Raw genomic sequence first — 22,655 nt, 5'->3', positions numbered from 1 at the left:
TGATCTACCCACTCATACGGATGCCTCAAACAGCCGTTAGCGCCATCAAATCAAGGATCAAACCCCCAACTAAGTAGTAGTAGGTATTTCAAATCTTAACGCTGACGTTAAGGTGAGCACACTCGAAACGATCCGCTGCGCGCGGGGAAACACGCGTGGGCATCATATCTGGGAGGATCATTCTATGGATCGTCGTTCATTTTTGAAGACATCTGCCATCGGCGGCACCGCCGCTGCTGCGTCCACACTGGCCGCACCTGTATACGCGCAAGGCAAGCGCACTCTGACAATGGTTACATCATGGCCGCGCGGTTTTGCCGTTCTGGATGATGCTGCATCATATTTGGAAAAATTCGTGGGCGAAATGTCCGATGGCAACTTGACCATAGACAAAAAAGCCCCGGGCGAGCTGGTTGGCGCGCTGGAAGTGTTTGACGCGGTATCTTCCGGTCAAGCCGACATGTACCACTCTGCCGACTACTACTACATCGGTCAGCACCCTGCGTACGCGTATTTCACAGCTGTTCCATTCGGCGGCACCGCCCAAGAAGTGACCAACTGGTACGAGCACGGCGGCGGCCAAGAGCTGCACGACGAACTCGGCGAAATCTTTAATCTCAAAGGTTTGTTGTCCGGTAACTCCGGTTCGCAATCCGGTGGTTGGTTCCGCAATGAAATCAATTCGGCTGCCGACTTCAACGGTTTGAAATTCCGTATGCCTGGTCTGGGCGGCAAAGTTCTGGGTAAATTGGGTGCATCTGTTCAAAACATCCCGGGCGGCGAACTGTACCAAGCGCTGTCTTCTGGCGCTTTGGATGGCCTCGAGTGGGTTGGCCCGATGGCTGACGAACGCGCCGGCTTCCAAGAAGTTGCAAAAGTCTACTACACAGCTGGTTTCCACGAGCCGGGCTCTGCGTTGGCGTCTTCCGTCAACCTGGACGTTTGGAACGACCTGACACCAGCACACAAAGCGATCCTGCAAGGTGCATCACGCGCCACAACACACGTTCAGTTGGCAGAAACACTTGCAAACAACGGTGCCGCATTGGCCCGTCTGCAAGCGCAAGGCGTGAAAACGTTGCAGTTCTCTGACGATGTTTGGGACGCGTTTGGCGCGGCTTCCAAAGAAGTCATGGACGAAAACATGGGCGACGAATTGTTCGCAAAAGTGCGTGCATCATTTGAAGCATCCATGGCGTCTTCGTCCTCTTGGATCGACAAATCAGACGGCTACTACGTCGCACAACGCAACCGCGTTCTGGGCAACTAAGAGCCTGATTACAAAACCGGAAGGGCCTCTGATTTCAGGGGCCCTTTTGATCAAAGAACCTCTGCACCCGGACGGGCATGTCCGTCAGATACAGAGGTCTAGCGCGAGGTTGAAAATCAGCCTCATACGGGACGCGACAGAGGGAGCACATCATGGAAAATGAAGGCGCAATTTCGTTTGGGGACGCTATCGCTGGCTTGGGATCGGGGATCGTCTGGATCCTGACCGAGCTTGCAATGGCATTTTACAACCTGGGCTATGCCATCACGCACCCGATGCTGTGGCTGGACTGGACCAACAAAGAAGCCGTGATGCGGTTCGTCTACTACGGCGGATCGACCGAGTTCTTCTTTGTGATTTTCGCGATTTTTGTCGTCATGACAATCATCGGATTTTTCAAAAACGAATTCCTGTGGGGCGTCGTGCGCGTGCTTGAAGGGTTCGCCAATGGAATGGGTCGTTTGTTCGCATGGGCAGGCCTGTTGATGGTGCTGCAACAAATCATGATCGTGTTCATGCAGCGTATCTTTACGCGCCCTGACATCTCGATCGGCTTTGGTATCCCGCTGCAATTCGACATCAGCTGGTTTGCCGAAGAACTTAAGCTTTACAACGCCTTGGTCGTCTGCCTTTGCGTAACTTATGCGTTCGTGCAAGGCAGCCACGTGCGGGTCGATCTGGTTTATTCGGCCGTGAAATTCCGCACCAAAAAGGTCATCGACATGTTCGGTGCCCTGATCTTTATGATGCCGGCTGCTGTGCTGACATGGATGTATGGCTGGTATTTCATGTGGCGTCACCTGATTGTGCCAAAGCCGTCCGCCTCTGACACGCTGGAACGCTTGTTGTTAAAATCGCGCGCCATGCGCTGGAACGTCGAAACCATCGGCTTTTCGCCAAACGGGTTCACCGGCTACTTTTTATTCAAGATCCTGTTGGTGACCTTCACCGCCCTGGTCTTTATCCACGCCATCGCATTTTTCTACCGCTCGTTCCTGGAATGGAAAGAGGGCGAGGAAAGCGAAGGCAAATATCTGGACCGCGACACACTTGGCGAAGGCGAAGAAGCCTATGAAGGGACTCACTAATGTTATTTGGTCTTGATGGGGTCGAAATTGGCCTGATTATTGTCTTTATCTGCCTGTTTGGCGGTATTTTGTCCGGCTTTCCGGTGGCCTTTGCCATTGGTGGTGCGGGTATCATTTCCTTTGGGATTATTGCGTCGCTCGACAGTGCGGGGCTGCTGATCCACCAGGCGATTGACCAATCTTCGCAGCAATATCGCGATCTGGTGAACAGCGGGATCAAGCCCGACAGTATCAGTATATTCAGGTACGCCGATTTACCGCGACTGGCTGAACCCGTGTTCCCAAAAGGCTGGGAAGTCGCGATGAACCGCAATGTGTCATTCATCGTAAACCGTATGAACGAACGTGTTCTGGCAGGCCAATCGATTGAAACACTGCTGGCAGTTTTGATGTTCGTTCTGATGGGCATCACGCTGGAACGGTCCAAGATTGCCAACGATTTGCTGACGTCCATGGCGCGGGTCTTTGGTCCATTGCCGGGTGGTTTGGCTGTGTCGGTTGTGGTTGTGGGCGCGTTCTTGGCCGCGTCGACCGGGATTGTGGGCGCGACAGTTGTGACCATGGGATTGCTGGCGCTGCCAACGATGCTGCGCAACGGCTATAGCCCCGAATTGGCGACGGGGGTCATTGCGGCCTCTGGCACGCTGGGGCAGATCATTCCGCCCTCGATTGTTATTGTTTTGCTCGGCACGCTTGCCGGTGATCTCTATTCCTCTGCACAAGAGGCACGCGCGATTTCGGTCGGTTGTACGGATGCGCTAAGCTATCTGGGTGAACCGGCGGTTCTGTCTGTGGGTACCTTGTTCCAAGCGGCGTTGTTGCCCGGCATTATGCTGGCATTGCTGTATGCGCTGTACGCGTTTGGCTACGCGCTGCTGAACCCGTCCAAAGCACCGGCTGTGAACATGGGGTCCTCTAATGCAGAACCCGTCACCCGCGGCGAAGCACTGACGTACTTCGTATTCCTGCCAATCGCCATCGTGGTTGGGGCAATTGTTCTGGGTCAAATGGGCATTATCGGCAACCAATCAACTGTGGTGTCTGCCTTCTCTGATATCGGCGAAAGCGCGTCTTTGCGCACCAACGTGTCCGAGGCTTGCCAAGCGGCGATGATCGAATTGCACGGCCAACCGGCATGGGATGCGGCCATTGCGCAGCAGGCCACAATCGAAGCCGCAGGCGGTGTTCAGCAATCCGAACGCCTGTCCGTCGAGGCCTTTAAGGAAGCATTTGACAACAAGGTCGCAAATGCCGCGCCGATTGGCACCGGCACCGCAATCCTGTTGATCTTGCTCAGCATTGTGCTGACAACCGCGCGCGGCGTGTCGCCATCGTCTTCAACCCGTCCAATCATCATTGGCGGCGTTGGCGTGGTGTTGGCACTGTTGGTCGACATCTTGTTGATCGGTCCAAAAATGTCATCGGGCATGTATGTGGTCCTGATGTTCCTGCCGTTCTGCGCAATCCTGTACGGTGCGTTCCATGGCGTAAAGATGTGCGCCAAGATCGAACTGATCCGCGTGGTGTTCCCACCGCTGGTCCTGATCGTAGCCGTGCTTGGCTCGATCCTTGGCGGGATCACCAACCCGACACCGGCCGCAGCACTTGGGGCAGGGGGCGCGATTATGCTGGCCGCCTACCGCAAGCTACGTGACACAGACCGTTCACCCAAGGTGATCATCTGGTCCACGCTCGCGATCATCGTGTGCATCCTTGTTGGCGTGAATTTCGATCTGCGCATCAACAACCAGGGCGGCGTCAGCTTCGAGAGTTGGTTCGCCTTCTTCGTGGCCTACGGTGCGTATTTGTACGCGATGTTCGGTCTGTTGTTCTCGTGCTGGATCTTGTGGACCTCGGGCGTTCTGACGCCGGTTGTGCGCGAAACGGCCAAGGTGACGTCGATGGTCTTTACCATCCTGATCGGCTCGCAATTGTTGAACCTCGTGGTCATCAGCTTTGGCGGCGAACACTACATCCAACAGTTCCTGAAATCGTTCGACAATGAAATTACGGTGTTCCTGATTGTGATGCTGGTGCTGTTCGTCTTGGGCTTTGTGCTCGACTTCCTCGAAATCATTTACATCGTGATCCCGATTGTCGGGCCGGTCATCTACGGCGGTACGTTTGATCCCAAATGGGTGACGATCATGATCGCGGTGAACCTGCAAACGTCATTCCTGACACCGCCCTTTGGCTTTGCCCTGTTCTACCTGCGCGGGGTCGCCCCCAAAGAGGTCACGACAGGTCATATCTATCGCGGGATCGTGCCATTCGTGGCGATCCAGGTCGGTGGTTTGGCGCTGCTTTGGTTCTTCCCGGCGATCGTGACATTGATCCCGGATCTGATCCCGAACTAAGCGGGATCCACCAAAAACCAACAACGGCCGTCCAGATTTGGGCGGCCGTTTGCATTTGGTGGTTCGTGTTTTTTGGGGGGGTATCAGCTGCGCAAACTAGCCCGCAGGCGTGATGTCGGGCAGGCTGATGTTGGCGACTTGCTCAGCAATCGGGTCTGTGGACAACGGATGCGTGTCAGCGGAAAACGCGCTGGGGTCTTGCACCTTTTGCCAGGTGTTGCCGAGGTAGATTTCCAAGCCCGAAAAGTTGGATTTGTAGCCCATCTTTTGGCTGCCCGGCACCCAATACCCCAAATAGACGTAGGGCAAATCGGCCTCTTGGGCGAGGCGGATGTGATCAAGGATCAGATAGGTGCCCAAAGAATTGCGGGTAAATTCAGGATCAAAGAAGGAATAGACCATGCTGAGCCCATCGCTCAGCACATCCGTCAGGCTGACGGCGATCAGATCGCTGCTGTCTTTGTCGGTGTATTCGACCACACGGCTGCGGATCGGGGTTTCCTCGACCATGGCCGCGAATTCAAAGACGTCCATGTCGGCCATACCGCCATCGGCATGGCGCGAATCAAGATAGGTGCGGAACAAATCGTATTGCGCTTCGGTGGCCCAAGGCGACGTGGCGCGCCGATCCAGCCAGCCGTTGCGTTTGCTCACCCGCTTTTGGCTCTTGCTGGGTTGGAATTCCCGCACATCGATGCGGGCCGACAAACAGGCCGAACATTCAGCACAAGACGGGCGATACAGCACGTTTTGCGAGCGTCTAAAGCCTTGTTGCGACAGGCTATCGTTCAGTTTTTGCGCGTTGTCGCCCTGCAAAGCTGTGAACAGCTTTCTCTCCATCCGGCCCTCAAGATAAGGGCAAGGCTGTGGGGCGGTCACATAAAACTGTGGCGCAAGTGGCAGCGTGTGTCGCATGAAAAATCCCGTGGTGTTCGGGGATGATACCCCAGCGGGGCCAGCGTGCAAGGACTTCCGTAGGAAATGGTTAGTGCCGCGCACGCCGGTTTATCATGACGGTGCCCAAAACGTGGTCCGACAGGCTTTGACCGCGCAGGGACGCACACATCAACACCACGGACACGGCTTGAATGATCAGGCTGCCGATGCTGATGGTGTAGCCCAGCGTGTGCAAGGCGGCCTCGGGTAGGTTCAGGCGTGCGCCGGCCGAATTGCGCAGCTCGATCGCCATAATGCGCATGCCCCATGTGGCAGACCCGGTGGTGATGGTGATGGTGCGGTAGGCGAACCCGACAATCAACCACCACATCGGCCAGATAAACAGCGCCAAAAAGCCGGTGAAGGGCAGGATCAGCAGGCATAGGATCAGGATGAACATCGCATCAAACACCCACGCCAGCAGGCGTTTTCCGGGAACGTCAGCGTAAAATCCGGGTTGCTGAATGGGGTCGGGCAGGTGGATCATTGAACTAGGGTCTCTTGTGCTGAACAGGAAAAGACGGCCCCCTTTGCAAGGGCCGCCGCAAGTCGCGTTACGATTTAGGCGTCAGACGCGTCATCGGTGCTTTTGGCCGCACGGTCGTCCATAAACTGGTCGAACTCGGATTTGTCTTTGGCTTCGCGCAGTCGCTCAAGGAAAGCCTCAAAGTTCATCTGCTCTTCTTCCAAACGACGCAGCGTGTCGGCCTTGTAGCTGTCAAAAGCGGCGTTACCGGTCGAGCGCATGGCGTTCATGCCACGGCTGACGTTGACGGGACGGTTGCAGGATTTTGAAAACATGCGTTTGCTCCAGATCATGTAAAACAGAAGGGCGAGGCCGATGGGCCAGAAAAAGATAAACCCAAGGACCATGGCGGCAATCCAGGCCCCTTTGCCTTTTTCGTCAAGCCATTGTTCGGTGCGTGTAAACCAGCCAGCCGGGCGAACGGAGGCTGTGTCAGACAGCGGAGGAGAGATGGTGTTCATATGCGTGCCTTTCTAAAGTCGGGTCAAGTTGTGCGTTTGTTAGTGTGTGCCGGGCGATGTGAATGCCGTTTACATTATCCAAAATGGGCATTTGGCCGAAAACTGCAAGTCCTAATGTAAATGTATTTTACATTTACTTTTATTGTGATTTAAAATCAGATACTTGCGCGCAACTTAATTTCTGAACTTCAATGCCGGTTGCCGCAAAAACATGGTGCGGAGTGCCCGCAGCAGCCCAGATTTGATCAAATTCCAGCAATCGCGGATCCATAAAGGCACGGATCGGATTGATGTGCCCGATCGGGGAAACACCGCCAATTGCGAACCCTGTTTGGGCGCGGATCAGTGCCGCATCAGCTTTGCCAAGGGGTTCGCCGGCAAGGGCTGCGGCCTTGTCTGCGTCGACCCGGTTGCCGCCTGCCGTGACAAACAAGATCGCCTCGCCAGAGGTTTCACCGCGAAAAATGATCGACTTGGCGATCTGGTCGATGTCGCAGTGAACAGCCGCCGCTGCATCTGCCGCAGTGCGCGCCAGCGGTGTTTCGACGATGGTGATTTCTGTGCCGGCGGCCTCAAGGGCGGCGCGCACGCGTTTTAAACTTTTGCTCATGACGTAATAATTAAGGGGCGTGATTGGATGTGCAAGAGCCATTGACGCGCCGCCGTGCCAGAGAGAGATTGGGCACTATGAACCTCGCTAAATCCCTTACCCGTACACCTCGCGCATTTAACGAAGATCGCGGACGTGACGCTGTCGCGGCCTTGGCTGATCTACCTTCGGAATTGACGGCGCTTGTTCACGGGTCCGCAGGGAGCAGTCCGTATCTGGGGCAATTGATCGAAAAAGAGGCCGCGTGGCTGCCCGCTGCCCTGCAGGATGCCGACGGTGCCGTTCAATCCGAACTCTCCGCCTGTCTCGCGGCGCCCTATGATGCGGTTGCCAGCCAGTTGCGCCGGTCCAAACGCCGGATTGCGTTGCTGACTGCGCTCGCTGATCTGGGCGGGGCGTGGGATTTGCACAAAGTCACCAGCACGCTCACGGATCTTGCTGATACGGCCTGCACTGCCGCTTTGCGTGCAGGGATCGCGGCGCAAATCAAACGTGGCAAAATTCCGGGATTGACCGAGGATGACGTTGAGACCGCAGGCGGCGTGGTCGTGTTGGCCATGGGTAAAATGGGCGCGCATGAACTGAACTATTCCTCTGACATCGATCTGATTTGCCTGTTCGACGAAAGCCGATTTGATCACGCGGATTTTAGCGAGGCGCGGGCTGGTTTCATTCGCGCAACCCGGCAGATGAGCAGCCTGCTGAATGATCTAACGGGCGATGGTTACGTGTTTCGCACCGACCTGCGTCTGCGCCCAGACCCCGCTGTTACGCCCGTTTGCATGGGGATGGAGGCGGCAGAACGCTATTACGAAAGCCTTGGGCGCACGTGGGAACGCGCCGCCTACATCAAAGCGCGTCCTGCGGCGGGTGATCTGGCGGCAGGGGCTGCGTTCATCGAAACTCTGCGCCCGTTTGTGTGGCGCAAGCATCTGGACTTTGCCGCGATCCAAGACGCCCACGACATGCGTTTGGCGATCCGCGAACACAAAGGGCTGGGCGGGCCGATCACCCTGTCGGGTCACAACATGAAACTGGGGCGCGGCGGCATCCGCGAAATCGAATTTTTCACCCAGACCCGTCAGTTGATCGCCGGTGGGCGCGATCCGTCGCTGCGTCTGCGGGGCACCTGCGAAAGCCTAAGCGCGCTTGCCGACAAAGGCTGGGTCGAACCGGAATTGGCCGGGGTTCTGACGGATCACTACACCGCGCACCGCACGTTTGAGCATCGCTTGCAGATGGTGCGTGATGCGCAAACTCACACGTTGCCCACCACGGATGCAGGATTTGACCGCCTGGCCGGGTTGATGGATATGGACCGCGCTGATCTGGTCACGGACCTGCACCGCCGCTTGCATGCAGTTCACGAGGCCACCGAAGGGTTCTTTGCCCCGGATGCCAGTGCCGAGGCCGTCAACTATGATTTGGATCAAGACCTGATCGAACGCTGGCAAAGCTATCCGGCCCTGCGCACGCAACGGGGTGCTGCAACATTCGAACGGATCAAACCGGCGCTGTTGGCCCGATTGGCCCAAGCCCCGCGCCCGAACGAGGCGTTGTTGGCGTTGGATGGGTTTTTGAAGGGGTTGCCCGCGGGCGTGCAGCTGTTTTCGCTGTTTGACGCCAATCCGTCGCTGGTGGATTTGCTGGTCGACATCGTTGCAACGTCGCCTGCGTTGGCCCAGCACCTGTCGCGCAATGCGGCGGTGTTTGATGCGGTGATTGGGGGCGATTTCTTTAGCCCGTGGCCGGGGGCGCAGTTGCAAGCCGGGCTGGAACAAGAACTGGCGCGCGAGGCGGATTACGAAGCCAAGCTGGATATGACCCGCCGCTGGGCCAAGGAATGGCATTTCCGGATCGGGGTGCATTTGCTGCGCGGCTTGATCACGCCACAAGACGCAGGGGCCCAATATAGTGACCTTGCGCGGGCGGTTTTGCAGGCGCTGTGGCCCGAAGTCGTGGCACAGTTTTCGACGCGCCACGGGCCGCCTCCGGGCAATGGGGCGGTGATTTTGGGGATGGGGTCACTGGGGGCAGGGGCGCTTAATCCGGCCTCTGATCTGGATATGATCGTGATTTACGACCCCGCTGACGTAGAAATGTCGGACGGCAAACGCCCCTTGGCGGCGCGACAATACTACGCCCGCCTGACCCAAGCGATGATCACCGCCCTGACCGTCCCCATGGCCCAAGGGCGGCTCTACGAGGTCGACATGCGTCTGCGCCCGTCCGGCAACAAAGGGCCTGTGGCGACCAGTTGGGCCAGTTTTGACAACTATCAACGGACACAGGCATGGGTTTGGGAACATCTGGCGCTGACCCGTGCACAGGTGATTGCAGGCGCGCCGCAGTTGGCGGAACAAGTCGAAAACCTGCGCTGCGACATTCTGCAAAACGCGCGCGACAGCGCCAAGATCATCGCCGAGGTCGCAACCATGCGCACCCGTATTGCCGATGCCAAAACACCGGTGTCGGTGTGGGAGCCCAAGATTGGCGCAGGCCGGATGCAAGACATCGAACTGCTGGCCCAAGCTGGCGCGTTGATCAGCGGCGATGCCCCACGCCAGATCGCAGAGGGGCTTGTGGCTTGTGTCGCTGCAAGACTGCTGAGTGACGCGGACAGACAGGTATTGCTGCAAACCTATGAGATGTGTTGGACGTTACAAATCTGCGCGCGCCTTTTGACGACGGACGTGCTGGACCCAAGCGACGTAGGGAGTGGCGCGATGAGTTTCGTGTGCCGAACTTTGAAAACCGACAGTGCCGAGGCGCTGGAACGTAAACTAAATGCGGCTTATGCAGCGGCGGGTGCCATCATTGATGCCACCGTAGGAACAGGTGTCTCGTGAAAAAGGGCAATCCAAACGACCCCAAGGGTCTGATCTATGAATCCTACCGGATCGACGGGATCACCAAATCCGAGTGCCGCACGATTTTCCTTGATTGGGCGCTGAGCCTGCCGATGGAACAAGACACCGGCACAACCATTCGCGCGCTATTGGTGCAATACGGCGAAGGCGCGCCGGACCACCCGATGAGCGAAGTGATGCAAGAAGGGCTGGCAGGTATGGCCGCCCCGCGCAGACGTGGCGGCTGGCGTTCGCGCACCCGTGATTGACGCTACGATCGTGCTCTCTCATACAACCCGACGTCGCACAAAGGCCGCGAAGGTTTCACAACAATTGACTTAAATTGTCGCAATCCTGCCCAGATTGGCCCGCATACATTGGTTCAACCGATAGTGGGAAACGCCGCCAACGAGTGGCTGGAGGACGACATGAAAACTTTGAAACTGATTATGATGCTTGGCCTTGGCGCAATGGTTTCGGCCTGTGCGACAACGGATACAGCAACACGCAACGCACGCTTTGACACCGTGCCGCCGCAAGTTCAGCAATTTGAAACACTGCCTGCGCAGCAATTCCTGGCCTCGGCGCCAACGAACTTCAGCGCGGCCTTCAACGTACAGCAAATCAACGTGCTGGTGCCACAATCCTTGAAAGTATCCGAACGCAACAGCTATTACCCAGGCGGTGATATCGTGTGGCGCGAAGACCCGATTGGCAACCGTCACGCCCAAGTCAAAGCAATCTTTGACACAGGGTTCGCCAAAGGCACAGATGCCATGGCAGGCGACGCAGGCTTGCGTCTCGACGTCAAAGTCCTGCGCTTTCACGCTTTGACCGAAAAGGCACGCTATACAACCGGCGGCGTACACTCGATCAAATTTGCCTTGTGGATCCGAGATGCAAAATCCGGTCAAGCCTTGGGTGAGGTTCGCATCGTTGACGCTGATCTGGATGCCTTTGGTGGCCAGCAAGCCATCAACGCCGAGGCCCGCGGTCAAACGCAAAAGGTGCGCATCACCGACCATCTGGCCGAAGTGATCCGTCAGGAATTGTCCAATGCCGAAGGGTTCACCAACCCAAAGCTTGGCATGATCCAACAGTTGAACAAGATCTAACCTTTCGCTTTCGCGAAATTGAGATTAGGGAAGGGCGCTATGACAGCGCCCTTTTCTGATGATATCAGCCCGAACTCCGAATTGCCTGTGGTGCGTATGCTCCCCAAGGCCAATGCCCGTGCAATCCGCCATGGTTTTCCGTGGGTCTATGCCAATGAAATGGTGACCGACAGACGCACCAAAGCGATCCCCGCTGGCGGCCTTGCGATCCTGCAGGACGAAAAGCGCCAGCCTCTCGGGTTGGTGGCGATGAATTCCAATTCCAAGATCATTGCGCGGGTCCTCGACACCGATGTTGATGCCAAACTGGATCACGACTGGTTTGCCACACGGATCGCGCGCGCATTGCGCCTGCGCGAACAGCTGTTTGACGCACCGTTCTATCGCTTGATCCACGCCGAGGCCGACGGTTTGCCCGGTGTGATCGTTGATCGTTTTGGCGATACTTGCGTTGTGCAACCCAACGCTGCGTGGGCGGATGTGCATCTGGAAACGCTGTGCGCGGCTTTGGCCGACGTCACTGGCGTGACGACAGTTTTGAAAAATGCCGCTGGCCGCACGCGGGTTCTCGAAGGGCTCGATGACGTGTCGCGCGCCGTGATCGGCACCGCACCTGACGCGCCGCTGCCCGTTGAAATGAACGGCGCGACCTACATGGCGGACCTGACGGGCGGTCAAAAGACCGGCCTGTTCTTTGATCAACGCCCGAACCACGCGTTCACCGCAAACCTATCCAAAGGCGCGCGGGTTTTGGATGTGTTCAGCCACGTGGGTGGCTTTGGTCTGGCAGCTTTGGCTGGCGGTGCGACATCTGCTTTGGCGGTTGATGGATCGGCCCCGGCCCTTGATCTGGCGACCCAAGGGGCGGCTGCGATGGGCAAATCCGGTGCGTTTTCGACCCGCCAAGGTGATGCGTTCGAAGTGCTGACATCCTTGCGCGCCGAAGGGGCCCAATTTGACGTGATCATCTGCGATCCACCGGCGTTCGCACCCTCACGCCAAGCGGTCGAAGCAGGCCTGCGCGCCTACGAAAAAGTCGCGCGACTGGCGGCACAATTGGTGGCACCTGACGGTATTTTGGGTCTGTGTTCGTGTTCGCACGCCGCTGATCTGGCGCAATTCCGCAACGCCTGCGTACGTGGGATCGGGCGCGGCGGTCGTCGTGCATCGCTGATCCACACCGGGTTTGCCGGCGCGGACCACCCGTTGCTGCCACAACTGGCCGAAAGCGGTTACCTCAAGGCGTTGTTCTTCCGCCTATGAGAATGTTTCTGGACGCCTGCGTTCTGTACCCGACCGTCATGCGCGAGATGCTGATGGGCGTGGCGCGGGCCGGGGTGTTCGAGCCACAATTCAGTCCGCGCGTGCTTGAGGAATGGGCGCGCGCGACGCTGAAAATCGGACCCGAAGCCGAAGTGTTTGCGCGCTCTGAAATCGCGATGCTGCGCGTGGCGTGGCCACGGGCAGAGGTGTTACCCAACGCGGCACTTGAGCAGCGATTGTGGTTGCCTGATGCCAATGACGTGCATGTTCTGGCCGCAGCGATTGCTGGATCCGCAGATGGGATCATAACCCTGAACGCCAAAGATTTTCCGCGAAATATACTGGCCGAAGAAGGGCTTAGCCGTGTGGACCCTGACGGGTTTCTGCATCAGGTCTGGCAAAGTTCGCCCGAGGTGATCACGGATGTTGCCAACGGCGTCTTGCAAACAGCGCGCGATCTGTCGGGCAAAGATTGGACGATGCGCGCCCTGTTCAAAAAGGCGCGTTTGCCACGGATTGCCAAGGCGTTGTCGCAATAGATCTATTTTGAAACCGGCGTCCACGCGTTCTGCAATTTTTGCAAAGCCTGAATGCGTTCGGATGTTTTGGGATGGCTGAGCATCCAAGCAGGCGCGCCGTTTGCGCCCGACTGGCTGAGCGCGTCGAGCTTTTCAAAAAGCGAAATTTGACCCGCTGTTCCGATCCCTGCTTTGGTCAACAACGCGGCGGCGTAGGCGTCCGCCTCGTATTCGTCGACGCGGCTCAGTTTTGCCGCCAACATTGATGTCAACATGCCCGCAACCCAGACACCAACACCCGGAATGATCCGCCCCAATACCATCGCAAGGGCGGTTCGCAGCGCGTTTTGACCCGAGAAATCGATCATCCGGCGGCGCGAGTGCCCCAAGGCCACGTGCCCCAGTTCGTGTGCGATCACACTGGCCAATTCATCCGCGCTGACTTCGCCCGATTTGAATTTATCGTAGAATCCGCGGGTGATGAAAATTCGCCCGTCAGGGGCAGCTAAGCCATTGATCTGCGGGATTTCGTAGATGTGAACCTTGATCCGCTCGATCTCCAGCGCTTTTGCCATTTGCATGCTCATGTGGCCCAGCAACGGGTCCGTCAGCTCGGTTGATTGTGAATCAAGACGCCGGGCCGTTTGCCACGCCGAGAAACGATACATCGCAAGGCCATAAAGGATCGCCAGTAAAATGGGGGTCAGTTTCAACATGGTCTACATATGGGCCTGATTGGGCGCAGGGCAAAGGGGCATCGCTGCTAAATTTCCCACGCCACAGGCATTTTTGTGGGTCCGCGAAACGCCCAGCCAGTGTAGGGGACGGGGCCGGTCAGGCGCAAATTTGGCAAATGCGCAAAGGCGAGTGGCAATGCGACGTCAGCGATCAGGCACCGTGCTGCAGCAGCCCCTGCGCAAAAATGCGGTCCTGCGCCAAAGCTGATCGCGCTTTGGGTGTTGCGGGTCACGTCAAACGTGTCGGGCGCGCTAAAGTGGTCTTCGTCCCGACCGGCTGAGCCGAACATGAAAAACACGCGGTCTTCGGGATCGAATGTGATGTCGTCGATGGTGTCGGTTTGGGCCACGCGGCGTGGCGACATGCCGATGGGGGCCATCCAGCGGGCGTATTCGGAAAACGCATCGCCGTAGGTTGCGCGCCCGTCTTGGATCATCGCCAACTGGCTGGGGTGGTTCAAAAGCGCCCAGATCGTGCCGGCAATCGCGTCACGCGGTTCGTTTTGCCCGCCTGAAATAATCAGTTTGGTGTTGGCGCTTTGGCTGTCGTCAGGCAGGCCTGCGTCTTGCATGACCTGTAGGGCCGAAAACCGGGGCGGGGCTTGGCGCGCATATTTGATGTGTTCGTCGATCAAGGCCGTCGCGCGGTTGCAGCGTTTGGTCAATTTCGGATCGCCCGCATAATTCGCGCAGCCGTCAATCATCGCCTGACTGACCCCGTCCATTTCCGCGTCTGACATTGATTCCAACCCGGTGATCGCCTTGAGTGCCATGGCCGAAACCGGCATCGCATAATCGCGTACCAGATCGCATTTGCCCGTTTTGCGCAGCTTGGCCAGCAGATCCAGCGTTGCCGTTTCAAAGATTGCTTTCCAATGATCATTCACGGTGCGCGGCGACAAGGCTGGAAACAGTGCGCGGCGTTCGGCCATATGTGCCTCGCCGTCTTTGCGCATCATATTTTCGCCCATCAACTGCACCATCAGACCGTCCGGTTGAACGGATGAAAACACCTGCGTGCGTTTTTCGTGAACGTGAATGTCGTCGCGTTTGACCATCAAAGTGGCCGCCAATTCGGGGACAAACGTGATCGGAGTTTTGGCGCGCATACTGGCCAAAATGGGGTAGGGATCGGCGGTGAACTCTGCCAGATCGATATGCGTAATTGGGGCGTTCGACATGCGGCGAGCGTAGATTGAAACGCGCGCGCCGTCCAAATGATAATTGCCTGCGTTTAGAACGCGCTAGCGGGTCAACGCTTTCATCCCGCGGCTGAGTCCCTCAAGGGTCATCGGCACCATCGCGTCTTTGCCAAAGATCTCTTGGATCATGGTGATTGAATGGGTGTAGGACCAGTATTTTTCCGGGATCGGATTGATCCACAAGCTCGATTTCCACTGATCGCGCGTGCGTTCCAGCCAGACCTGGCCGCTTTCGGGATTCCAATGTTCATTGGCACCACCTGGATAGGCGATTTCATAGGGCGACATGGAGGCATCGCCGACAAAAATACATTTGTAATCAGGGCCGTAGGTGCGCAGAACGTCGTCGGTTTTCATCTGGGCATCCCAGCGGCGACGGTTGTCTTTCCACACACCTTCATACAGGCAATTGTGGAAATAAAAGTGCTCAAGATGCTTGAATTCGGTGCGCGCAGCCGAGAACAATTCCTCGACCACTTTGATATGCGGATCCATCGATCCACCGACGTCCAGAAACAACAGAACTTTGACCGCGTTGCGCCGCTCGGGCCGCGTTTTTACGTCAAGATAGCCGTTTTCAGCTGTCGCACGGATGGTGCCGTTCAAGTCCAGTTCTTCTTGCGCCCCGTCACGCGCCCATTTGCGCAGACGTTTCAGCGCCACTTTGATGTTGCGGGTGCCCAGTTCAACTTGGTCGTCCAAGTTTTTAAATTCGCGCTTGTCCCAGACTTTAGTGGCGCGCTGGTGACGGCTTTCTTTTTGGCCGATCCGCACACCTTCGGGGTTGTACCCGTAGGCCCCAAAAGGCGAGGTGCCCGCCGTGCCAACCCATTTGTTGCCACCTTGGTGCCGGCCTTTTTGCTCTTCAAGGCGCTGTTTCAGCGTCTCCATTAATTTCTCGAAGCCACCCATCGCTTCGATTTCGTCTTTTTCCTCTTGGGACAGGTGTTTCTCTGCCAGTTTTTCCAGCCAGTCAGACGGGATGTCGACGGCCTCTAGAACTTGTTCGATGCTGATCTGTTCCAACCCGTCGAACGCTGCGGCAAAGGCGCGGTCGAACTTGTCGATGTTACGCTCGTCCTTCACCATCGACACGCGGGCCAGATAGTAAAATGATTCAACATCATAGGTCGCAAGACCGGCTTTCATGCCCTCGAGAAACGCCAGGAATTCGCGGATCGAAACGGGGACACCGGCGCTGCGCAAGTTGTCAAAGAACGGCAGAAACATGTTAGACCGCCAAGCGGTGCAGAACGACTGTCGCGATCATGCCAACCACAACAAACGCCATCGCATAACCCGCGGCATATTGCAGTATATCCAAGGTGTTACCTTTGCGGCGCTTGGCCGTAAATGCGCCAACAATCGCCCCCAAAAGGGCTGCGATAATCACGATCATAGTTCAGCTCCGAACCTTAGGTGCGGCCTTTTTTCAGCGGGCTGAGAGACGAGATTTCACGCAACTTGGCCCGCACGGCCCAATCTGGTCCAAAGCCGTATCGCGCCCATCCAAGACTGTCCAGTCTGACGGTACGTGCTTCGGCTGTTCGTCCATTCAGATCAAGCGCTTCGGCCCGCAACAATAGCAAAGTCGACAGCAAAATCGCGTTCTCATTGCGCGCGGCACGATCAATGTGGGGCCCAACCAACAGCAGGGCACGATCGCCGTCGCCTTGGGTGATCGCATGGGCCGCCAGTTGCGTAGCAACATAGGCGCGGTGCAAATCGGCACCGGGCGTTGCAGCGTAATAACGGTCAGCAGCAAGGAAATGCTGTTGTGCGGCTTTGGGATCGGAGGACAGCAAAATGCGACCATTTGCGTAGTGTGCAAAGGCGCGGCGGTGATCGTGCCATCCCATGGCAGTGGCAATTTTCAACGCCTGATCCGCAGCAACACCGCGTTCGCGTGGCGTGGCACCCGGGCCAAGCGCCTTTTGAATGGCCTGTGACCACGCGCGCGGCGTACGGGATGCAAATTTCGCCTGACGCCCGTTTCCGCCCGGATTGATGCGACCGAAAATGGCTGGCAACTTGGCTTTGACCTGACCACGGGTCATGCCAGAGCGCAATTCGGGCGAATAATAGGCCCGCAGCATCATCATGTCGAAACCGGTCAGAACTGTGTGCACGTTGTCGTCGTTAAAGACAGAGTCGGGCAAACGGTACAGATCGTTCAACGGGCCTAACGCTTGGGCCAGTTCCTCGTGCAGGCAATCGCGCACCTCTTGCGGGCTTGCGTCATTTGGTAGGAAAATCGCCAGTTTCTTGCGCTCGCGCATGATGGCCCAGTTCGTCTTGGGCGTGCGTTTGGCAGTGCGGTATTCCGAAATATCATCGATATTTGGCACAACAAAACAGGCAGCGTGGGGCAGGGCGCGGCGGATTTCTGCACGGCCAACGGCCTGAATAGTGATGTTTGCAGGCTGTGTCGCGGCGGTTTGACTGATGCTGATGCCAGCCTCGGTGCGCAAACGGTGCAGCAGTTTGTTCAGATCGGACCCGAGGGACGCAGGTGGCGCGCCCGTCACGCGGACGGAAATCGGGTTTTCAAAACGGGTGAACAGCGGCAGATCACGACCGCTTTCCAACCGGAAAGACAGATCAATAAAGTCATTGGTTAGATCGACGTTGGATTTTGCAGGCCGCGATGGGCGCGGGGCCCCAAAGGTTTTCATCGGCGGCAAGGTCGAGGCGGTGATGTTGGCCCGCGTCGCCGTATCCGTCGGGGTCACAGGCATACACGCGTTCAACATCAAAGCGAGAGGGAGCACATAGCGGCGCATCATGTTCTCCCGTACTTGATAAAGTTCGTGAGAGTCCCGATGCGGTCATAAAGTTTGCGCGCTTGCGTATTGTCGTCTTGGGTTAACCAATAGACGCTTGGTGCGTTTGCCGCGTCGGCCGCAGCGTAAACCGCTTCGATCAAGGCGCGTCCAATGCCAAGGCCACGCACGGATGGATCGGCGTAGAGGTCTTGTAAGTAGCAGGTGTTTTCGACCTTCCAGCCGTGGCGATGAAACAGGTAGTGGGTGAGACCAACCAACTGGCCGTCTTTAACGGCGACAAGGCCGTTGAAATCTTGTGGGTCATCGCCAAGCAGGCGCTGAAAATAGACGTCATACGTCTGCGCAGGCACACTTGTCTTATAAAACGCAAGATAAGCGGTCCAAAGTAGGCCCCATGAATCCTTATCGGACTCAATCAGCGGGCGCACTTGGAGTGCGTCGTTACCAATCATTTAATACTGCCTGCCTACTTAATCGCCTCAGTTGGAGATCTTGTCGCCTCTCAACCCGACCTTCTTAGGGTTCAATTAAGGCAAGTTTGTGGCAGATTTTATGAAAATGGGCGGTAAATGAGCGTATCGAGGGTCGTCTAATGATCCGCAAGTATTTGATTTTAATTCAAACATCGTCTTACGTGTGTTGTTTTGAAATAAGGCAGAAGTAGGGCAGTTGTCCAAATCTGCCTTATTTCAGCAAAAAACAAAGCCGCCCGAGAGGGCCCGCGCGGCTTTTTTGCAACGAATTTGCGACCTTGGCCCAAATTCCGCTATCTGAGGTTGGCGCTAGCGCTGCTGACCCCGGGCCATAAACGCCAAACGTTCAAACAAATGCACGTCTTGCTCGTTTTTCAACAAGGCACCGTGCAGTTTTGGCAAGGCAGAGGCACCGCCAGATTTCAGATCCTCGGCCGACATGTCTTCGGCCAGTAGCAATTTCAGCCAATCCAGCACTTCGGAGGTCGAGGGTTTCTTTTTCAAACCGGCTTGTTCGCGCACCTCAAAGAACTGGGTCAGCGCCGTGGTCAGCAACTGTTCCTTGATGCCTGGGTGGTGGACTTCGACGATGGCGCGCATTGTTTCCATGTCTGGAAAGCGGATGTAGTGAAAGAAACAGCGGCGCAGAAACGCGTCGGGCAGTTCCTTTTCATTGTTCGAAGTGATGATCACGATCGGGCGATTCACCGCCTTGATGGTTTTGCCAGTCTCGTAGACGTAGAACTCCATCTTATCGAGCTCTTGCAGCAAATCGTTCGGAAATTCAATGTCGGCTTTGTCGATTTCGTCGATCAGCAGCACGACTTTTTCGCCCGCCTCGAACGCTTCCCACAACTTGCCTTTGCGAATGTAGTTGGCGACGTCGTGGACTTTTTCCTCGCCCAACTGGCTGTCACGCAGGCGCGATACAGCGTCATATTCATACAGACCCTGCTGCGCGCGGGTGGTCGATTTGATGTTCCATTCGATCATGCGCAGACCCAAAGAGGTGGCAACTTGCTTGGCCAATTCGGTCTTGCCGGTGCCGGGTTCCCCTTTGACGAGTAGAGGGCGCTCAAGTGTGACGGCCGCATTCACCGCAATTGTCATGTCGTCCGTGGCGACATAGCTGTCAGTGCCTTGAAATTTCATATCTATTTTACCTCAATTTGGCGCGATTTATTTACCAATACCTTTAGCCCAAAGCGCGCAGGATTGTGTAGTGACAATTCCCAAACGCTACGTTAGATGCACCCGCAGGGGGCGACCCGTTTTGGATTGTAAGGAAGCCAGCATGACAAGCGCAAGCCGTAGTGAGGGGAAAGACATGAAGCAGGAAGCATTCTTGCCGGATGACTACAGACCGGCCGATGATGAACCGTTTATGAATGACCGCCAGACGGAATATTTCCGTCGCAAGCTTTTGGACTGGAAATCAGAGTTGCTCGCAGGCAGCCGCGATACCATCGAAGCATTGCAAGATGGCACACGCAATATTCCAGACGTCAATGATCGTGCGTCCGAGGAAACCGACCGCGCGCTGGAATTGCGCACGCGGGATCGTCAGCGCAAGCTGGTGTCCAAAATCGACGCCGCACTGCGCCGCATCGACGAAGATGAATTCGGCTATTGCTCGGTCACGGGTGAACCGATTTCTTTGAAACGTCTGGACGCACGGCCCATCGCCACGATGAGCCTTGAGGCACAGGAAAAGCATGAGCGGCGCGAAAAAGTGCACCGCGACGAGTGAACTTGACGTGAAACGCACAAAGACATCAGGCGCGCCGGGGGAAACTCTGCCGCGCCTTTTTCGTTTGGGGATGCCATGACAGTGCGCAGCGCAATTGTGATCGGCGGCGGGATCGCCGGCTTGGCCACGGCAGCCGTGCTAGGGCGTGCCGGTGCATCCGTGACCGTCCTGGAACAAGCGGACGCTCTGCGCGAAGTGGGCGCGGGCTTGCAAATCAGCCCCAATGGCATGGTGGTTCTGCGGGCTTTGAGCCTAGAGACAGAGTTGAAATCACGCGGCGGTGTACGCGCGCAGGCCGTATCATTGCGCGACTACAAGCGAGCGGGGGAAATCGCGCGGCTTGATCTGGCGCGATTGGCTGCGGATCAACGTTACTATTTTGTGCACCGCGCCGACGTGTTGGATCTGCTCAAAGGGGCGGCGAAACGCGCTGGCGCAGATATCGTGCTGGGCGCGCATGTGGCGGACGTTATTCCGGGTGACATGCCCGAAGTGCGGCTGAGCGATGGGACCACGCGGCGGGCGGAATTGATCGTGGCGGCAGATGGCGTCCATTCGGTGGCGCGCGGCGTGCTGAACCCGCAAAGTTCTGCGTTTTTCACCAAACAAGTGGCGTGGCGCGCGGTTGTGCCAAACGTCATTGACCAAGGGCCCGAGGCGCACGTGTACATGGCGCCGGGCCAACATATCGTCAGCTATCCGATCCGTGGTTCTGCGTTTTTGAACCTGGTTGCGGTCGAAGAACGCGACGCTTGGGCCGACGAAGGCTGGAACCACACAGGTGATCCACAAGAGTTGCGTGCCCGTTTTGCCCAGTTCCAAGGTGACGCAGCACAGACAATCGGCGCCGTCACAGACGTGTCAATTTGGGGGTTGTTTCGCCATCCTGTCGCGACAAATTGGGGCGAACAAGGTGTTGTTTTAGTTGGTGATTCCGCGCATCCGACCCTGCCGTTTCTAGCGCAAGGGGCCAACATGGCATTAGAAGACGCATGGGCGTTAGGGCGTTGTTTGAACGCACACCAAGGGGATGCCGCATTGGCGGCCTATACCGTGATGCGCAAGGCGCGCGTCAGCCGCATCATCAAAACCGCAAACGGCAATGCATGGCGCTATCATCTGCGTCATGGGCCTGTGCGATTTGGGGCGCATGCGGTGATGCGTTTGGGCAGCCGACTGACCCCGAGCCTGATGATCAAGCCGTTCGACTGGCTGTACCGCTATGACGTGACGGGCAGTGGGACTTGATCCAAAGGCGCCCGACTGCGTCGGGCATTCCATATTTTATGGGCGGGTGCGGTTGGCGTCAGACGTCCAAATTGACCCAAACAGGCACGTGATCTGACGGTTTTTCGCGGGCGCGAATGTCTTTGTCGATCCCACAATCGGTCATCATGTCGGCACAGGCTGGGCTCAGCAGAAAGTGGTCGATGCGGATGCCGTCATTTTTGTTCCACGCGCCTGCTTGGTAGTCCCAGAACGAGTATTGCGCCGGGCGCTGGTCACGGGCGCGGAAGGCTTCGGTCAACCCGAGGTTCAGCAAATCGCGGAATGCTTTGCGGCTTTCGGGCCGAAACAATGCATCTTCTGTCCACGCATTCGGGCGGGCGGCGTCTTCGGGTTGCGGGATGATGTTGTAATCGCCGGCCATGAGAAACGGGGTTTCTTCGACCAACAATTCCTGAGCGCGCGCTTTTAGGCGTTCCATCCATGCCAGTTTGTACGCGTATTTTCCGCCCGCGATGGGGGTGCCTGCGTCGTCGAGTTCGACTGGATTGCCGTTTGGCAGGTACAATCCGCAAATGCGTAGGGCTTCGCGTTCGCCAACCACTGTTGCCTCGATGTAGCGGGCCTGTTCGTCGGTATCATCGCCGGGCAGGCCACGTGTGACGTCTTCGAGCGGTAGTTTTGACAGGATCGCCACGCCGTTAAACGATTTTTGCCCATGGGTTTCGACGTTATAGCCGCGCTCTTCGAAAATCTCGCGCGGGAAACCTTCGTCAACGGATTTGATTTCCTGCAACAAGGCCACGTCGGGCTGCGCCTCGTCCAGCCAATCGGGCAAGGCGTTAATGCGGGCTTTGATGCCATTGATGTTGAACGTCGCGATTTTCATAAGCGTCTCCGAATTCTTAAGCCCAGCTATCGCTTAAGCGGTCGCTGCGGGCAAGGGGCGAGGCTGATTTGCCGGGGAATTTGCACAGGCGCACCAAAGTTTTCCCCCGATTGGTTAACGCGACCGATTCCCATTAGGTACGCGTTAACCAATCGGGCTAATTCACGATTATTCAATAAAATCAGCGGTGTGGATAAGATTTATTTGAAAAACTTTCGGAACGCGCTTCCCTTTTTCGACCAAATAATTAGGCGCGAATGCTCATGTGGATAACCCGAGTTTGCGCGGCAAAACCTTGAACCCGTCTGTTAACGACGTGTCGTTCTGCGCAACGCTGAAGTCTCTGAAATAATTGAAATGGGACTTCAAAAATGAACGTACTTCGCAAAGAAAATACCGCCTTCGAAACATCCGATTTGGACATGTTCTCAGGCGATCACGTGGAACTGTTTTCGACCAGCTCTGCCCCGACCTCCAGTGACATGATCAGCGGCGATCTCAGCGGGTCATTCTCGTCTGGATCGGCGCCGACAATGGGCGCAAAAACCGATGCGGGTGAAGGCACACAGATGTTCTCCTCCGGCTCTTAATAACAGCT

General features: G+C 56.7%; 23 protein-coding genes. 11 read left to right on the top strand and 12 right to left on the bottom strand.

Annotated elements, in window-relative coordinates; all coding sequences use genetic code 11:
• The first annotated feature begins 184 nt into the window (after nucleotides 1–184).
• The 3 genes from ACFIO0_RS08795 (at nucleotide 185) to ACFIO0_RS08785 (ending at nucleotide 4,715) form a co-directional block, all read left to right on the top strand.
• Entirely contained in the window at nucleotides 185–1,270 is a 1,086-nt protein-coding gene (locus tag ACFIO0_RS08795; protein ID WP_390914971.1) for a twin-arginine translocation signal domain-containing protein, read from the top strand.
• 152 nt (nucleotides 1,271–1,422) lie between these two features.
• Entirely contained in the window at nucleotides 1,423–2,358 is a 936-nt protein-coding gene (locus ACFIO0_RS08790; RefSeq protein WP_390914970.1) for a TRAP transporter small permease subunit, read from the top strand.
• Entirely contained in the window at nucleotides 2,358–4,715 is a 2,358-nt protein-coding gene (locus tag ACFIO0_RS08785) for a TRAP transporter large permease subunit (protein ID WP_390914969.1), read from the top strand. Before ACFIO0_RS08790 ends, ACFIO0_RS08785 begins: the two co-directional genes overlap by 1 nt.
• Before the next feature lie 96 nt (nucleotides 4,716–4,811).
• Here ACFIO0_RS08785 and ACFIO0_RS08780 read toward each other — a convergent pair whose 3' ends face one another.
• From ACFIO0_RS08780 to ACFIO0_RS08765, 4 genes are all read right to left on the bottom strand, one after another.
• Nucleotides 4,812–5,630: an arginyltransferase gene (locus ACFIO0_RS08780; protein ID WP_390914968.1), complete on the bottom strand. Its 819-nt coding sequence runs from the start codon at nucleotides 5,628–5,630 to the stop codon at nucleotides 4,812–4,814.
• A 70-nt stretch (nucleotides 5,631–5,700) separates the two neighbouring features.
• Nucleotides 5,701–6,138: an RDD family protein gene (locus ACFIO0_RS08775; protein WP_390914967.1), complete on the bottom strand. Its 438-nt coding sequence runs from the start codon at nucleotides 6,136–6,138 to the stop codon at nucleotides 5,701–5,703.
• 74 nt (nucleotides 6,139–6,212) lie between these two features.
• Nucleotides 6,213–6,638: a DUF2852 domain-containing protein gene (locus ACFIO0_RS08770; RefSeq protein WP_390914966.1), complete on the bottom strand. Its 426-nt coding sequence runs from the start codon at nucleotides 6,636–6,638 to the stop codon at nucleotides 6,213–6,215.
• 139 nt (nucleotides 6,639–6,777) lie between these two features.
• The gene (locus tag ACFIO0_RS08765) at nucleotides 6,778–7,248 is read right to left on the bottom strand and encodes a YbaK/EbsC family protein (RefSeq protein WP_390914965.1); all 471 of its coding nucleotides are present in this window, start codon (nucleotides 7,246–7,248) and stop codon (nucleotides 6,778–6,780) included.
• A 77-nt stretch (nucleotides 7,249–7,325) separates the two neighbouring features.
• On the opposite strand from ACFIO0_RS08765, the gene ACFIO0_RS08760 reads away from it, so the two are divergent.
• From ACFIO0_RS08760 to ACFIO0_RS08740, 5 genes are all read left to right on the top strand, one after another.
• Nucleotides 7,326–10,097 (top strand): glutamine-synthetase adenylyltransferase, encoded by a 2,772-nt coding sequence (locus ACFIO0_RS08760; protein ID WP_390914964.1) that lies wholly within the window; start codon nucleotides 7,326–7,328, stop codon nucleotides 10,095–10,097.
• Nucleotides 10,094–10,366 (top strand): hypothetical protein, encoded by a 273-nt coding sequence (locus ACFIO0_RS08755; RefSeq protein ID WP_390914963.1) that lies wholly within the window; start codon nucleotides 10,094–10,096, stop codon nucleotides 10,364–10,366. Before ACFIO0_RS08760 ends, ACFIO0_RS08755 begins: the two co-directional genes overlap by 4 nt.
• A gap of 159 nt (nucleotides 10,367–10,525) precedes the next feature.
• A complete protein-coding gene (locus ACFIO0_RS08750) occupies nucleotides 10,526–11,212 on the top strand; it encodes a DUF6778 family protein (RefSeq protein ID WP_390914962.1) in 687 nt (228 codons plus the stop codon).
• A 39-nt stretch (nucleotides 11,213–11,251) separates the two neighbouring features.
• Nucleotides 11,252–12,475, top strand: coding sequence for an RSP_2647 family RNA methyltransferase (locus ACFIO0_RS08745; protein ID WP_390914961.1), 1,224 nt, complete (start codon nucleotides 11,252–11,254; stop codon nucleotides 12,473–12,475).
• Nucleotides 12,472–13,014: an RSP_2648 family PIN domain-containing protein gene (locus ACFIO0_RS08740; RefSeq protein ID WP_390914960.1), complete on the top strand. Its 543-nt coding sequence runs from the start codon at nucleotides 12,472–12,474 to the stop codon at nucleotides 13,012–13,014. The genes ACFIO0_RS08745 and ACFIO0_RS08740 overlap by 4 nt, the downstream gene beginning before the upstream one ends.
• Before the next feature lie 2 nt (nucleotides 13,015–13,016).
• Here ACFIO0_RS08740 and ACFIO0_RS08735 read toward each other — a convergent pair whose 3' ends face one another.
• The 7 genes from ACFIO0_RS08735 to ACFIO0_RS08705 form a co-directional block, all read right to left on the bottom strand.
• The gene (locus tag ACFIO0_RS08735) at nucleotides 13,017–13,709 is read right to left on the bottom strand and encodes a M48 family metalloprotease (protein WP_390914959.1); all 693 of its coding nucleotides are present in this window, start codon (nucleotides 13,707–13,709) and stop codon (nucleotides 13,017–13,019) included.
• Nucleotides 13,710–13,756: 47 nt separating this feature from the next.
• The gene (locus ACFIO0_RS08730) at nucleotides 13,757–14,911 is read right to left on the bottom strand and encodes a cytochrome P450 (RefSeq protein WP_390914958.1); all 1,155 of its coding nucleotides are present in this window, start codon (nucleotides 14,909–14,911) and stop codon (nucleotides 13,757–13,759) included.
• Nucleotides 14,912–14,974: 63 nt separating this feature from the next.
• Entirely contained in the window at nucleotides 14,975–16,162 is a 1,188-nt protein-coding gene (locus tag ACFIO0_RS08725) for a VWA domain-containing protein (RefSeq protein WP_390914957.1), read from the bottom strand.
• A gap of 1 nt (nucleotide 16,163) precedes the next feature.
• Entirely contained in the window at nucleotides 16,164–16,331 is a 168-nt protein-coding gene (locus ACFIO0_RS08720) for an apolipoprotein acyltransferase (protein WP_390914956.1), read from the bottom strand.
• 16 nt (nucleotides 16,332–16,347) lie between these two features.
• Nucleotides 16,348–17,715 carry a DUF2927 domain-containing protein gene (locus ACFIO0_RS08715; protein WP_390915307.1) on the bottom strand — a complete coding sequence of 456 codons (1,368 nt, stop codon included), beginning with the start codon at nucleotides 17,713–17,715 and terminating at the stop codon, nucleotides 16,348–16,350.
• A complete protein-coding gene (locus ACFIO0_RS08710) occupies nucleotides 17,715–18,170 on the bottom strand; it encodes a GNAT family N-acetyltransferase (RefSeq protein ID WP_390914955.1) in 456 nt (151 codons plus the stop codon). Before ACFIO0_RS08710 ends, ACFIO0_RS08715 begins: the two co-directional genes overlap by 1 nt.
• A 330-nt stretch (nucleotides 18,171–18,500) precedes the next feature.
• Entirely contained in the window at nucleotides 18,501–19,343 is an 843-nt protein-coding gene (locus ACFIO0_RS08705) for an AAA family ATPase (protein WP_390914954.1), read from the bottom strand.
• A gap of 175 nt (nucleotides 19,344–19,518) precedes the next feature.
• Between ACFIO0_RS08705 and dksA the strand changes: the two genes are divergently transcribed.
• Together dksA and ACFIO0_RS08695 are read left to right on the top strand one after the other, a co-directional pair.
• On the top strand, nucleotides 19,519–19,941 hold the full coding sequence (gene dksA / locus ACFIO0_RS08700; RefSeq protein WP_390914953.1) for an RNA polymerase-binding protein DksA: 423 nt from the start codon (nucleotides 19,519–19,521) through the stop codon (nucleotides 19,939–19,941).
• A 75-nt stretch (nucleotides 19,942–20,016) separates the two neighbouring features.
• Nucleotides 20,017–21,189, top strand: coding sequence for an FAD-dependent monooxygenase (locus ACFIO0_RS08695; protein WP_390914952.1), 1,173 nt, complete (start codon nucleotides 20,017–20,019; stop codon nucleotides 21,187–21,189).
• Between the two features lie 58 nt (nucleotides 21,190–21,247).
• On the opposite strand, the gene xth is transcribed toward ACFIO0_RS08695, so the two are convergent.
• Nucleotides 21,248–22,057, bottom strand: coding sequence for an exodeoxyribonuclease III (xth, locus tag ACFIO0_RS08690; RefSeq protein ID WP_390914951.1), 810 nt, complete (start codon nucleotides 22,055–22,057; stop codon nucleotides 21,248–21,250).
• A gap of 371 nt (nucleotides 22,058–22,428) precedes the next feature.
• Here xth and ACFIO0_RS08685 point away from each other — a divergent pair, with 371 nt between their 5' ends.
• Nucleotides 22,429–22,647, top strand: coding sequence for a hypothetical protein (locus ACFIO0_RS08685; RefSeq protein WP_390914950.1), 219 nt, complete (start codon nucleotides 22,429–22,431; stop codon nucleotides 22,645–22,647).
• Nucleotides 22,648–22,655 lie beyond the last annotated feature (8 nt).

It is taken from the genome of Pseudosulfitobacter sp. SM2401 (genome assembly GCF_042932805.1).
Lineage (GTDB): Bacteria > Pseudomonadota > Alphaproteobacteria > Rhodobacterales > Rhodobacteraceae > Ascidiaceihabitans.
This window is presented reverse-complemented; position numbering and strand designations above follow the sequence as displayed.

Coding starts and splice junctions, on each gene's coding strand:
- dksA (WP_390914953.1), top strand. CDS start 19,519: ATGAAGCAGGAAGCATTCTTGCCGGATGACTACAGACCGGCCGATGAT.
- ACFIO0_RS08745 (WP_390914961.1), top strand. CDS start 11,252: ATGACAGCGCCCTTTTCTGATGATATCAGCCCGAACTCCGAATTGCCT.
- ACFIO0_RS08695 (WP_390914952.1), top strand. CDS start 20,017: ATGACAGTGCGCAGCGCAATTGTGATCGGCGGCGGGATCGCCGGCTTG.
- ACFIO0_RS08780 (WP_390914968.1), bottom strand. CDS start 5,630: ATGCGACACACGCTGCCACTTGCGCCACAGTTTTATGTGACCGCCCCA.
- ACFIO0_RS08770 (WP_390914966.1), bottom strand. CDS start 6,638: ATGAACACCATCTCTCCTCCGCTGTCTGACACAGCCTCCGTTCGCCCG.
- ACFIO0_RS08730 (WP_390914958.1), bottom strand. CDS start 14,911: ATGTCGAACGCCCCAATTACGCATATCGATCTGGCAGAGTTCACCGCC.
- ACFIO0_RS08790 (WP_390914970.1), top strand. CDS start 1,423: ATGGAAAATGAAGGCGCAATTTCGTTTGGGGACGCTATCGCTGGCTTG.
- xth (WP_390914951.1), bottom strand. CDS start 22,057: ATGAAAATCGCGACGTTCAACATCAATGGCATCAAAGCCCGCATTAAC.
- ACFIO0_RS08725 (WP_390914957.1), bottom strand. CDS start 16,162: ATGTTTCTGCCGTTCTTTGACAACTTGCGCAGCGCCGGTGTCCCCGTT.
- ACFIO0_RS08775 (WP_390914967.1), bottom strand. CDS start 6,138: ATGATCCACCTGCCCGACCCCATTCAGCAACCCGGATTTTACGCTGAC.
- ACFIO0_RS08785 (WP_390914969.1), top strand. CDS start 2,358: ATGTTATTTGGTCTTGATGGGGTCGAAATTGGCCTGATTATTGTCTTT.
- ACFIO0_RS08795 (WP_390914971.1), top strand. CDS start 185: ATGGATCGTCGTTCATTTTTGAAGACATCTGCCATCGGCGGCACCGCC.
- ACFIO0_RS08740 (WP_390914960.1), top strand. CDS start 12,472: ATGAGAATGTTTCTGGACGCCTGCGTTCTGTACCCGACCGTCATGCGC.
- ACFIO0_RS08715 (WP_390915307.1), bottom strand. CDS start 17,715: ATGCGCCGCTATGTGCTCCCTCTCGCTTTGATGTTGAACGCGTGTATG.
- ACFIO0_RS08735 (WP_390914959.1), bottom strand. CDS start 13,709: ATGTTGAAACTGACCCCCATTTTACTGGCGATCCTTTATGGCCTTGCG.
- ACFIO0_RS08720 (WP_390914956.1), bottom strand. CDS start 16,331: ATGATCGTGATTATCGCAGCCCTTTTGGGGGCGATTGTTGGCGCATTT.
- ACFIO0_RS08685 (WP_390914950.1), top strand. CDS start 22,429: ATGAACGTACTTCGCAAAGAAAATACCGCCTTCGAAACATCCGATTTG.
- ACFIO0_RS08750 (WP_390914962.1), top strand. CDS start 10,526: ATGAAAACTTTGAAACTGATTATGATGCTTGGCCTTGGCGCAATGGTT.
- ACFIO0_RS08705 (WP_390914954.1), bottom strand. CDS start 19,343: ATGAAATTTCAAGGCACTGACAGCTATGTCGCCACGGACGACATGACA.
- ACFIO0_RS08710 (WP_390914955.1), bottom strand. CDS start 18,170: ATGATTGGTAACGACGCACTCCAAGTGCGCCCGCTGATTGAGTCCGAT.
- ACFIO0_RS08765 (WP_390914965.1), bottom strand. CDS start 7,248: ATGAGCAAAAGTTTAAAACGCGTGCGCGCCGCCCTTGAGGCCGCCGGC.
- ACFIO0_RS08760 (WP_390914964.1), top strand. CDS start 7,326: ATGAACCTCGCTAAATCCCTTACCCGTACACCTCGCGCATTTAACGAA.